Source organism: Micromonospora sp. NPDC002717 (assembly GCF_040295705.1).
In the GTDB taxonomy this organism is placed as follows: domain Bacteria; phylum Actinomycetota; class Actinomycetes; order Mycobacteriales; family Micromonosporaceae; genus Micromonospora.
Genome location: NZ_JBEOVW010000007.1, coordinates 108272 through 119627, shown reverse-complemented (window position 1 = coordinate 119627; position 11356 = coordinate 108272). Strand labels below are relative to the sequence as shown.

At 69.1% G+C, this 11356-nt stretch carries 12 protein-coding genes and 1 pseudogene; 3 read left to right on the top strand and 10 right to left on the bottom strand.

Features of this window, described 5'->3' with window-relative positions:
- Positions 1 to 9 precede the first annotated feature (9 nt).
- The 5 genes from ABT006_RS13025 to ABT006_RS13005 all read right to left on the bottom strand — a co-directional run bounded on the left by ABT006_RS13025 (position 10) and on the right by ABT006_RS13005 (position 3907).
- A complete protein-coding gene (locus tag ABT006_RS13025; protein ID WP_350705893.1) occupies positions 10 to 381 on the bottom strand; it encodes an IMP dehydrogenase in 372 nt (123 codons plus the stop codon).
- The gene (locus ABT006_RS13020) at positions 357 to 1109 is read right to left on the bottom strand and encodes an IMP dehydrogenase (protein ID WP_350705892.1); all 753 of its coding nucleotides are present in this window, start codon (positions 1107 to 1109) and stop codon (positions 357 to 359) included. The genes ABT006_RS13025 and ABT006_RS13020 overlap by 25 nt, the downstream gene beginning before the upstream one ends.
- A gap of 240 nt (positions 1110 to 1349) precedes the next feature.
- Entirely contained in the window at positions 1350 to 2585 is a 1236-nt protein-coding gene (locus ABT006_RS13015) for an RNA polymerase sigma factor (protein WP_502890943.1), read from the bottom strand.
- 75 nt (positions 2586 to 2660) lie between these two features.
- Complete coding sequence (locus ABT006_RS13010; protein WP_466023770.1) at positions 2661 to 3002, bottom strand: YciI family protein; 342 nt, start codon at positions 3000 to 3002, stop codon at positions 2661 to 2663.
- A gap of 239 nt (positions 3003 to 3241) precedes the next feature.
- Entirely contained in the window at positions 3242 to 3907 is a 666-nt protein-coding gene (locus ABT006_RS13005) for a maleylpyruvate isomerase family mycothiol-dependent enzyme (protein ID WP_350705886.1), read from the bottom strand.
- Between the two features lie 130 nt (positions 3908 to 4037).
- On the opposite strand from ABT006_RS13005, the gene ABT006_RS13000 reads away from it, so the two are divergent.
- Positions 4038 to 5093 carry a sigma-70 family RNA polymerase sigma factor gene (locus ABT006_RS13000; protein WP_350705884.1) on the top strand — a complete coding sequence of 352 codons (1056 nt, stop codon included), beginning with the start codon at positions 4038 to 4040 and terminating at the stop codon, positions 5091 to 5093.
- Positions 5094 to 5245: 152 nt separating this feature from the next.
- The gene (locus ABT006_RS12995) at positions 5246 to 5623 is read left to right on the top strand and encodes a hypothetical protein (protein WP_350705882.1); all 378 of its coding nucleotides are present in this window, start codon (positions 5246 to 5248) and stop codon (positions 5621 to 5623) included.
- A 311-nt stretch (positions 5624 to 5934) separates the two neighbouring features.
- Here the strand turns inward: ABT006_RS12995 and ABT006_RS12990 are convergent.
- A pseudogene (locus tag ABT006_RS12990) lies at positions 5935 to 6519 on the bottom strand (TetR/AcrR family transcriptional regulator); the annotation flags it as partial.
- Between the two features lie 90 nt (positions 6520 to 6609).
- Between ABT006_RS12990 and ABT006_RS12985 the strand changes: the two are divergent.
- Entirely contained in the window at positions 6610 to 7809 is a 1200-nt protein-coding gene (locus ABT006_RS12985; protein WP_350705880.1) for an FAD-dependent oxidoreductase, read from the top strand.
- Between the two features lie 202 nt (positions 7810 to 8011).
- On the opposite strand, the gene ABT006_RS12980 is transcribed toward ABT006_RS12985, so the two are convergent.
- The 4 genes from ABT006_RS12980 to ABT006_RS12965 all read right to left on the bottom strand — a co-directional run bounded on the left by ABT006_RS12980 (position 8012) and on the right by ABT006_RS12965 (position 11356).
- Positions 8012 to 8599: a hypothetical protein gene (locus ABT006_RS12980; protein ID WP_350705878.1), complete on the bottom strand. Its 588-nt coding sequence runs from the start codon at positions 8597 to 8599 to the stop codon at positions 8012 to 8014.
- A gap of 185 nt (positions 8600 to 8784) precedes the next feature.
- The gene (locus tag ABT006_RS12975) at positions 8785 to 9237 is read right to left on the bottom strand and encodes a hypothetical protein (protein ID WP_350705876.1); all 453 of its coding nucleotides are present in this window, start codon (positions 9235 to 9237) and stop codon (positions 8785 to 8787) included.
- A 46-nt stretch (positions 9238 to 9283) separates the two neighbouring features.
- A complete protein-coding gene (locus tag ABT006_RS12970) occupies positions 9284 to 10342 on the bottom strand; it encodes a hypothetical protein (protein ID WP_350705874.1) in 1059 nt (352 codons plus the stop codon).
- Between the two features lie 153 nt (positions 10343 to 10495).
- Positions 10496 to 11356 (bottom strand): ATP-grasp domain-containing protein, encoded by an 861-nt coding sequence (locus ABT006_RS12965; RefSeq protein WP_350705872.1) that lies wholly within the window; start codon positions 11354 to 11356, stop codon positions 10496 to 10498.

Below are 11356 nucleotides of genomic sequence, written 5' to 3'. Positions count from 1 at the left end.
AGCGGCCGTCTACTGTCCGCTGCCGCCTGAGCCGCTGCGCAACCGGACTTCGGCGCCATTCTGTTCGTAGCTCTGCTGCGACACCTGGACGAGCACCGCGTCGCGGTGAAAGTCCGGCAATGTGATGGCGCCGCAGCTGACGATGGTGGCGCGCAGTTTCGCGACCGTGCGGGCAATGTTGGGGTAGAGGCTGCCGGCATACGGCACATAGCCGTCGACGATGCCTTTCTGGTCGCGGGTGATGCAGATCGACCCGCCGCCGATACCGACCTTGACGAACGCGGCACCGGCATCGGCGAGGTAGCGGAATCCGCGGCCGTCGACGACGTTCCCTGCGCCGACCGGGACAGCGCCGTTCAACTCGCCAACGGCGTACTGCAACGACTTCTGCTGCCAAAGACCGAGTGGCCGTCGGAGGAGTCGATGCACAGCACGTCCGCGCCGGCCTCGACGAGGGCGGGGATCCGGTCGCGGTAGTCGCGGGTGTTGATCCCGGCGCCGACCCGGAACCGCTTGTCGCCGTCGATGGACTCGTTGCGGAACTGTTTGTGCAGCTCGTAGTCGCGGCGCAGCACAATCGAGGCGAGGCGACCGTCGGCGGTGACGATCGGCAGCAGGTCGAGGCGGTGGTCCCAGATGAGGGTGTTCGCGTCGGACAGCGAGATCGTCGGTGGCGCGGTGACCAGCCCGTTGGCCGGGCGCATCCGGGACTCGACCGTGTCGTTGAGGTCGTGCCGATGGGGATGGAAGTCGGCGGTGGAGATCAGGCCGATGAACAGGCCGCTCGAGGTGCCGTCGTCGGTGACGACCGCGACGTCCCGTTCGGCGGCCCTGAGCAGGCGGCTGACCTCGCCGAGCGTCGCGGATGGCTTGGTGTTGATGTCGGAGTGCCGGAAGCCCGCCTTGTGGCGCTTGACCGCGCTGACCGACTCAGCCTGCGCCTCGACGGTCTGGTTCTGGTGGATGAAGCTCAGCCCGCCGGTCTGCGCGAGCGCGATGGCGAGACGGGGCGAGGAGACCGCTTGCATGATCGCGCTGACGAGCGGTACGGCGATGCGCAGCGGCGAGGACGCTACCAGCGCCGCAGCAGCCACTGCGGTCGGTCCCACCGCCGGGCGGGTCGGCGCCGAAGGTGGGGCTGGCCTCCACGTTCGGCGGGAGGTCCGTGTCCGCTTGCACAGCTGCCACGGTCGCCACCCAGTGCCCAGCCGCCGCGATCCGCGCGCCGCCGACCGTCACGCCGGGCCGGCCCGGTTTCAGCGAGTGGGGCACGTTTCGGACTGCCGAATTGAGTGCGCCGACCGGGTGGCGTCGTCTTGTGACCGGACATCTGCTCGCGGTCACCGCTGTCATCCCCCAAATGTGCCCGGCTGCTCGATCGTGTTCAGTCTGCGCCGTAGGAGATCCCGTTCGGGTGCGGTGCCGGCCAGGTGGAGCGCCTTCCGGTAGGCGACGGCCGCCTCGGCGTGGCGGCCAGCCCGGTGCAACAGGTCCGCCCGGGCGACCGTGTAGGGGCGGTAGCCGCGCAGCAGCGCCTCGCCGGCGAGTTCGTCCAGCAGCGCCAGGCCCGCCTGCGGGCCGTCGCGCATCGCCACGGCCACTGCCCGGTTCACCGCGACGATCGGGGACCCGGTCAGTGCCAGCAGCACGTCGTAGAGCGCCACGATCTGTGGCCAGTCGGTGGTTGCCACGTCGGCCGCCTCGTTGTGCAGCGCGGCGATCGCCGCCTGCACCCCGTACCGGCCGGGCGGCCCGCCGGTCAACGCGACCCGGACCAGCCCGATCCCTTCCTCGATCATGGCGCGGTCCCAGCGGCTGCGGTCCTGATCGTCGAGCAGGACCAGTTCGCCGTCCGGGCCGGTGCGCGCGTCGCGTCGGGCATGGACGAGCACCATCAGGGCGAGCAGCCCGGCCACCTCACGCTCTGCGGGCAGCAGCCGGCGCAGTATCCGGGCCAGCCGGATGGCCTCCTCGGCGAGATCGATCCGTTGCAGCCGCGGGCCGGCGCTCGCCGCGTACCCTTCGGTGAAGATCGAGTACACCGCTTGCAGGACCCCCGGCAACCGTTGCGGCAACTCGTCCGTGGAAGGCACCCGGAACGGGATCCGCGCTTGGCTGATCTTCTTCTTCGCCCGCGTGATCCGCTTGGCCATCGTCTCCGCCGGCACCACGAACGCCCGTGCCACCTCGGTCGTGGTCAACCCGGCAAGGAAACGCAGCGTGAGCGCGCCGCGATCCTCGGCCGCCAGCGCCGGATGCGCGCAGGTGAAGAACAGCAGCAGCCGCTCGTCCGGCAGGTCCCCGCCTTCGGGGGCAGGGACGGGGCCGGCCCGGTCCGCCTCCACCTGGAGGATGGCCAGCCGCGCCGCGTACGCCTGGTCGCGGCGCAACCGGTCGATCGCCCGGCGCCGGGCCGTGGTCATCAGCCACGCTCCCGGCCGGGGCGGAACCCCGTCGACCGGCCAGGACACCAGCGCCGCCTCGACCGCCTCGGAGGTCACCTCCTCCGCCAGGTCCAGGTCGCCGAAGCGGCGGACCAGGGCGGCCAGCAACCGGCCGCGTTCCTCGCGGAACACCGCCGCCACCAACGCCACCGGCGTCTCATGCGCCGATGCGTTGTCCGGCGCTCCAGCGCCGGCCGCCCGTCCCTCCATCGGCGGTCAGAACCCGAACTCGGCCACCGGCCGGACCACGACCGAGCCGTCACCGCGGGCGCCGGGGCAGCGGGCGGCCCAGTCCAACGCGGCATCGAGGTCCGGCACGTCGATCACGTAGAAGCCGCCGAGCACCTCGCGCGTCTCGGCGAACGGTCCGTCGGTCACGACCCGCTGGCCGTCCGACTCGACCCGCACCGTCGTGGCGGTCACCAGATCGGCCAGCGACTCCCCGGAGACGAAGATGCCGGCGTCCTTGACCTCCTTGTCGTACGCGATCCAGTCCTCGACCGTGCAGCCGGTGTTCACGCCGTTCGCGTCCACCGCACCGGCGTTGATCAGCAGCATGTACTTCACGATCTGTCTCCTGTCCGTCTCACCGTCGTGCGGCGGCCGCCGCACCCAATCTCTACGAACGAGACCCCGCCAGATGGACACCCCACCAGAAAATCAGGCGAGATGTCTTCGCTGGGGCCAAGGGCGTACATGGCCTCCGGGACACAGCGCCTCTCGCGGCCTTGCCGATGAGCGGTCGGTGCGCGAGGGCTGTGGGGCGCTGCTGTGGGGTTGCCGCGTACGGATGTCGATCAGGCAGGGGTGCAGCGGTCGCGCAGGGTTGCGACACCGTCGCCTTCGAGTTCGTCACAGTATGTGGTACGCCCAGTCATCGCCATGGTCAGTGCCAGGGTGGTGCCGGACACGAGTGGCCCGGAGCCGGTGGTGAAGGGGCCGTCGTTCGCGACGAGTCGCAGGCCGCGGATGCGGCCTTTGGCCAGGACCACCTGGTCGGAGCCCTGGTAGTACCGGGCGATCTGCGTGATGGTCTCGATCGGGTAGGGCCGGCGGATGTCCAGGGGGCGCCGGATGTCCTCCCCGTGCACGAACGTTTCGCCGAGCATCGCGATGGTCGGCAGTGGCGGTTTGGTCCTGCTCATGACGATGCCGCGGAATCTTTCCACTGTCTCGGCCGCAGTTGCGCCCAGCTGCTCGTTCAGCCGCATGGTCACCTGCTTGTCGAAGTCGAATCTGCAACGGATGACCCCTGCCAGCCATTGCCAGGAGTTCAGGCTTGCCCCTGCGGTGAGGTGAGCGAGCACCTCGCGTACCGTCAACCCGGTGCACAACGACGGCGTCGCGAACTGCTGATCAGTCAGGCCCGCGAGGTCGGCCGCCAGGGCCGCGCGTTCTGCGTGGATCCGGGACCAGGTGTCGCTTCCACGATCGATGCGGGCTGTTGCTTCCTTCTCGGTCATGTCGAGGTCTCCTATCGTGTCGAGTGTCGGTGTTCATCAGGGCGAGACAGGTGCCGGTCCAGCGGTAACCGGCTGCGGTGGTGAGGTCCGTCGGAGTGGAGACCGCCGCTGCGGGGCAGAATCGTCGCTCGTGAGCAGAGATCCTTCTGGGTCGGCTGGAGACTCGGCCGCGGTCCCCGACGAGAATGTCGATCTTGGCCGGGCGCGCGAGGGTGACGACGAGGCCTTCACCCGCTTGGTCCAGCCGCTGCGCCGGGAGTTGCACGCCCACTGCTACCGCATGCTGGGCTCAACCCATGATGCCGATGATGCGGTGCAGGATACCCTGCTGCGGGCTTGGCGAGGACTCGCGCGATTCGAGGAACGCAGCTCTCTGCGCTCGTGGCTCTACACCATCGCGACCCGGGTCTGTCTGAATGTCGTGGAGTCCCGTGGTAGACGGCCGCTACCCGTCGACCTTGGCCCCTCCAGTGACCGTGCGGTGCTCGATGATCGGCCGCTGACGGAGTTCGCCTGGCTGGGCCCCTACCCTGACGCCGGCCTCGGCGACGGTCCATCAGTTCCCAGCGCAAGGTACGAACAGCGTGAAGCCGTCGAACTTGCCTTCGCCGCCGCGTTGCAACATCTACCGGGCAACCAGCGGGCGGCGCTGCTGCTCTTCGACGTCCTCGGCTTCTCTGCGGCCGAGATAGCCAACACGATGAACACCTCAACCACCTCGGTGAACTCCGCCCTCGCCCGCGCCCGTCGGGTGATCGCGGAGAAGGTGCCACCGCAGTCCCAGCAGCAGACCCTACGGAAGATCGGCGACGCTCGCGTACGGCAGATCGTCGCCGGATTCTCCACCGCGTTCGAACGCGGTGACGCCGATGCGCTCGTTGCCCTGCTCACCAGCGACGTCACGTGGTCGATGCCCCCGATGGCGCACTGGTATCGCGGGATCGAGGCGGTCACCGACTTCGCCGTTCAGGTCCCGCTGACCGGTTGCGGGAGTTGGCGGTGTCGTCCGACGACTGCGAATGGTCAGCCTGCCGTCGGGTTCTACCTCGGCAACGACCAGACGGGCCCGCACCTTGGCTGGTCGATCACCGTGTTGACCTTGAGGGATGAGCGCATCGCGGAGATCACGTCGTTCCTCGGCGCGGAACACTTCCCGGCTTTCGCGCTGCCGACGTCACTACCGTGATCCGGACAGCGGCCCAACGCACGTTGACCGACCGCACGCTCACGCCGCTGCAGCGCGTCGGCGGCAATCAGCTTCAGACCAGTCGATAGAGTCGCTCGGATAGGGCTGGGAAGCGGAAGGCGCGGATGGGCAATCTGGGGAACTACCAACTGATGACGACCATCGCCAAGAAGGTCGGTGGCCCAGCGACGCTTCTGATCGCGACTCTCGCCAGTGGGTACATCATCGGTCGGACCACTGAAGCGGGTGGCAAGAAGGCGTTCAAGGCATGGGTAGCCGCGCTCAAAAACAGGAACACGCCGTGCGCGACGAAGGGCCAGCTCTTCAGGGTCGTCACCGACGGCGAGGACAGCAGCGGCTTGAAGCTCCGTGCTGGTGACGAGTACCGGGTTCTGGAGTGCGACGCCGATGCGATCCTCATCGAAGTCCTCAACGATCCCGACAACCCGTACTTCGTGTCCGGCGAGTTCTTGACGACAATCTCAGACTTCCCGGCAGAGGACACCGGCGAGGTCCAAACAGGCGACTGATTCCCGGACGCAACAAGACCGCCGGGTAGACGGCGGGAGTCTCACCCGCCGCCCCCACAGATCCGTACGTGACAGTCTCCCGTCATGCGGCTCTTGCCATCCTGGTCATCAGAGGGTGGCGACCCATGCCCAGTGGGCGAAGGCTCTCGGGTACTGGCTGGTTACGCGCTGCCAGGTCGCCTTGGCCTTCTTGAAGTATCGCAGTCGTTCGAACTTCTTCCGCAGCCAGCGCTGGAGGCAGGTGTTGATCCGCTGGAGAAGGCGATACAGCGCGGAGCACTCGCACCCATGGCGAGACGAGGTTCTCGCGCCGGACTGAAGACGCCGGCGCGGAGGGCAGCGGCGGCCGCGGCGGCGGCACGTCGGGCGAACTCCTCGTCGATGGGTTCGTCGATGACGAGCAGCCGCAGGAAGAAGGGCGCGCCCAGGACCTCGATCGCGGCCCGGGCATCGGTGCCCTCAGCCAGTTCGCCGCGGGCGACGGCGTGGTCGACGACGGCCTCGGCCAGGCCGAACCGCTCGGCGAAGAAGCCGCGGACGATCTGCGCGGCGCGCGGGTTGCGGGGCGCGGCCGCGGCCAGGGCCGTGATCAGCTCACCGGGTTCGCCGGTCATGCCGCGCCGGATCAGCAACGCCAGTTCCTCGAGGTCGGTGCCGAGGTCGCCGGTGTCCGGGATCGGGACGACCTCACTGGCGTACTCGCTGAGCAGGTCGCCGAGGACGCCTTCCAGGTCGGTCCACCGGCGGTAGACCGACGTCTTGTTGACGCCGGCCGCCTGGGCGATCCGTTCGACGGTCAGCTCGGCGTACCCGTCGGCGAGAAGGCCACGGGCGGCCGTGAGGACCGCGGCCCGGACGCGGGCGCTGCGCCCGCCCGGTCGCTGACCGGCAGACATCGGACACCTCCTTTAACGCACCGACTGTTGCGTTACACCATCCCATTCGGCAGACTCAAAAGGCAACACGAGTTGCGATTGGAGGCACCTATGAAGGCCACTGTCTGCGTCGTCGGCGGCGGGCCCGCGGGGCTCGTCCTGGGGCTGCTGCTCGCCCGGCAGGGAGTGGAGGTCACCGTGCTGGAGAAGCACGCCGACTTCCTCCGGGACTTCCGCGGCGACACGGTGCATCCCTCCACCCTGAACATGCTCGACGAGATCGGGCTCGGCGAACGGATGGCGGTGCTGCCCGGGCGCAAGGCCGGCGCGTTGCGCGTCACCTTCGACGACGGCACCTACACCGTCGCGGACTTCACGCGCCTGCCGACGCCACACAACTACCTGTACTTCGTTCCCCAGTGGGACTTCCTGGAGATGCTCGCGACCGAGGCGGCGAGGTTCCCCACCTTCACGCTGCTTCGCTCCACCACCGTGACGGGCCTGCTCCGCGACCCGTCCGGCGCCGTCACCGGCGTACGCGCCGTGACCCCGAAGGGCGAACTGGAGATCGAGGCGCCGCTCACCGTCGCCTGCGACGGCCGTGATTCCGTGGTACGCCGGGAACTCGGCCTGCGGCCGGTCGACTACGGCGCACCCATGGACGTGCTGTGGTTCCGGATCTCGCGCCGCGCAGGCGACGGCGACGGCCTGGCGATGCGGGTCGGCGCCGGCGGGCTGATGCTCGCCATCGACCGCGGCGACTACTACCAGTGCGCGTACGTCATCGCCAAGGGCGGCTACGACGAGATCCGCGCGGCCGGGCTGGAGGCACTGCGGGAACAGGTGACCCGTCGGCATCCCGTCCTCGCCGACCGAGTCGATGAGCTCGCCACCTGGGACGACATCAAACTGCTGACGGTGAAGGTCAACCGGTTGCAGCGCTGGCACGCGCCCGGCACGCTGCTCATCGGCGACGCCGCACACGCCATGTCCCCGATCGGCGGCGTCGGCATCAACCTGGCGGTGCAGGATGCCGCGGCCACCGCCCGGATGCTGGGCCCGAACCTCGCCGCCGGGCAGCCGGTCACCGAAGCCGACCTCGCCGCGGTGCAGAAGCGCCGGCACTTCCCGACGGTGCTGATACAGAACCTCCAGCGCGCCGCGCAGCGGCGCGTCGTCGACCCGCTGCTGCACGCCACCGGCCGGATCGACGCCCCGGCGCCGATACGCCTGGCGCAGCGGTTCCCGGCACTGCAAGCCCTCCCCGCCCGGCTGGTCGGTATCGGCGTACGCCCCGAACACGTGCGCTGACCCACCGTTCCGGCAAACGGACGGAGACGTGATCCGCTACGACAGGGACGGACTCCCACCCTGCCGGTAGCGCCCGCCACCTGACGTGTCGGACGCTACCGGCATCCGAATCTGCGGCAGACCGCGCGTCGTGGTGCGCCGCCGGCTGACGGGTGGCGACGCGCGGACGTGCCGACCCGCGCAACCAAGGGGCTCTGCGGGCTCAGCCCGCCGACACCGGCCGAAGCGAACGCCGCAGCGGCAGCAACGCCACCAGCATCAACAGCCCGGCCAACGGCATCAGATCCAAGCTCACCGGCGGCAGCAGCACCCCGACGAGCATGACCACCGGGCTCCACCACGGCAGCCGGCCGGCCCTGGCGGCCAGCACGGCGACCACCACGATCCCGACGAAGAAGAACAGTGGACCGACGTCGTAGATTGCGGGTCGCACGCCGGGGAGGCCGGAGAATTCGTGCTGCAGGTTCCGCAGCTCTTCCTTGTCGGCAGCCATGAATGCCTGCACGATGTCTGCCCCGAACTGGACCACGGATGTCGCCAGACCGAGCAAAGTCGCGCCGACCACCACTTCGCGGACCGTTCCGGCGGGCAGTAGCGTCCGCAGCCCCAGGACCAGCGGCACGAACAGGAGGAAGCCGGCCAAGCCGAGGAAGTGGGCGAGTTGCCAGTCGAAACCCGGCCCGTACATGTTGTCGAGTCTGCCGATGTTACGGGCCACGCCGTAGCCGCCCACCGCGAGCGGCCCGGCGATCAGAGCGAACCTTGCTGCCTTCGTCATGCTGAAGATCATCGTCGCGCACCGGATCATGGTGCCTCCGGCGGAACCCCCGCACGTGACCCTGAGAACCCCCGCAGACTTCAACCCTGACCGTCTACAGGCGGTCGAGCAAGACGAAGGTGGCTACACAGCGTCATGCCGAGCGGGCCCGGTTGCCGTGCCGACGCGCCGCGTTGAGCGCACCCGCCGGATGGACGTCAGGTGTCGTACTCGCCGCTGTCCCATGGCTCGGTAAAGGCCATGTAGTCGCCGGGCTCGACGGTGACCCACCATGTGTCGTCGTCGTCCTCCGGCTCCCTGGGAATCAGGCCGAAGGTTGTGCCGAACCGATCAATCGCGAAGGGCTCGACCTCGATGCGGGTGAACGTAACCTCCCCAAGCTCCTTCAACCGAGCGTCACATGCCGCCCGCCGCGCCATCCGGTCCATCCGGGCTCTGGGACCGAAGGCGTCGATCCTGGCCTCCAGGAACCGGCCCTCGGGGTCGAAGAGGTACAGAGCGACGAACTCCTGGCCGTCGTCGTCGCCTCGGATGGCTGGTTCGAAGGGAGTGGTGAGGAAGAACTGCCTGCCGTCAGCGGTGCGCCCCACGTGCTCGGCATGATAGTCGTCATGATCGATGGCGAGACGGCGCGGCGGTCCGACCCTCATCCGGCTCGTCCTCTCCTCACGTCGACGGCGGGAGCCGTCGCGATCGCTACGCCAGCATCATGCCGTCCGGGTACGACAGGCTCGTGTCCCGGGGATCGTGCAGTGAGGTCGGGGAGAGCAACGGCTGAAGTAGAGCGGGGTTGATGATCGCCGGCAGCCGCCGGGCTACCCCAGCGAGCAGGTCGGCGACCTGGACCCGCGGATCGTCGCGGGAGTCGACCATCACCAGCCCGGCCAGGGGCGATACGCCGGCCGGCAGCGCCCCAGCTTTCTCGGCGTCTGCCGCCGATGGTCCGCCGCCGTTGGCCAGCACCTGCTGGAGGCGGGTCAACCGGTCGGCCGTGAGGGCGCTCTGCTCGTCGTGGATCACCAGCACCTGCCGCTGTCCGCCGCTCCAGGTCAGGATCGTTTCCGCCAGCGCCGGCAGCATCGGTTCCAGCGGTGGCGGGATCGACCGGTCATCGTTGTCGAGCCGGGTCAATACAGCCCACACATGGGTCGGACTGAGCCCGTTGAGGACACCATCGGCCTGCGTGCCGAGCCCGTGTCGTACCAGCGCATCCCGGGCCTGGAAGAACCGCTCCAGGGTCCGGCGACCCGGACGCCGCCGTTTGATCCGGACCAGGTCGACGAAGGCTGCCAGGAAGACACCCCAGTCGCTTCCGGCTGAGCGCCCGGCCCGGTACAAGGCGAGAGCGGCCGGACGGTGGTCCTGAGTCAGGCGGGTACCGGCCGCGTACGACGGCTCGGTCAGCAGCAGGTCGACGATCCGGGTCACGAGGAAGAACTCCTTGTCGACCAGATGGACGTGCGCGCGGCCCTTCAGCTCCGTCAGGAACCACTCCAGCGCTTCACCCGCGCCCGTGCCGCGAAGGAACTGCCCGGACTTGAACTCGTGCGGCGGGAACCGGAACCCGGAGCGCAGCGCTGTGATCAGCCCGATGGCCTCGTCCGCGCCCAGATCGACACTCGCGTGCGTGATCACCGGGGCGGTCGAATGGAGCAGATTGGTGCCCGAGAATCCGGACTCGTCACAGGCGATCTCCACAACGGCGCCAACCACCGCGTCCGCCGGCGGTAGCCCGCCCTGAAGCGGCGATCTCACGACCGGTCCCCCAGCATGCCGACCATGGTCACCCGTACGCCCTCATGGAACAATCCAATTGCGTCCGGAAGGCCCGCAGGAGAACATGCGCTTGCTGGTGCTGAGGCACTGGACGACGGACCACAGACCACCGCCGAACGCGGCCGCAGGGCGTTACGCCTTGGCTGCGCGATTCGACCCATCCGCTTCTGCCGCCGAGCGGATGCGCGGTCTTGTGAACGCATGGTCGTGGGGAGCCAGGCGCTGGCGTGGTCCGGCCGCCCGAAGCACCACGTCGAGGACCTGGTCGGGGTTGGCGGCGTAGCTTGTGCTGAACCAGGCCATGTTCGCCTCCACCACGGCCCAGTGTTCGTCGCCGCGGTCGGCGTTGCTGGCGAGGCCGACGTCGACAACGACGGCGCTGGGCAGGCTGTCAGCGCAGGCGTCGAGCAGGCCGGCGGCGAAGTCGAGCACGGCGGCGCGGTGCGGGCAGGCAGCGAGGGGGGCCGGGTCGAGCCGGCCGTTGGTGGCGTAGCGGCTGGCGGCGTGCACTGTGGCGTCGAGGACGAACAACCGGTACTCCACCAGGAACGTCACGATCTCGCTGACCAGCACCGGAGTGTCGGCGGGGTAGCGCTCGGCATGGGGCAGGCGGGAGCCGTCGGCGTAGACGCCGGCCGTCAGGGTCTTGTCTCGGGGCGGCTTGACGAACATTGGCGTACGGGACCAGCGTGCGTCGCCGAGAGTGGTGAGGGTGATGTCGCGGCGGGTGTACTCGTACGGCAGCTGCACCAGCCAGTCGTCGGTCGGTTCGAGCATTGCCAGGTCGAGGTCCGCGGCGACGGCAGCGGCGAAGGCCGGCCCGCCGTAGAGATGCCCACCCCGGGCCTGCCGCAGCTGAGCTGGTACTGACGGGTGGGGCAGATGCTCCACTGCCAGGCCCCGTCGCCGGGCCGACTCAGCAAGCAGCTCGGCGGTCCTGTCGAGGCGCGGCGGCAGCACCAGGAAGTCACCGACCGGGACGGCGATGGTCAT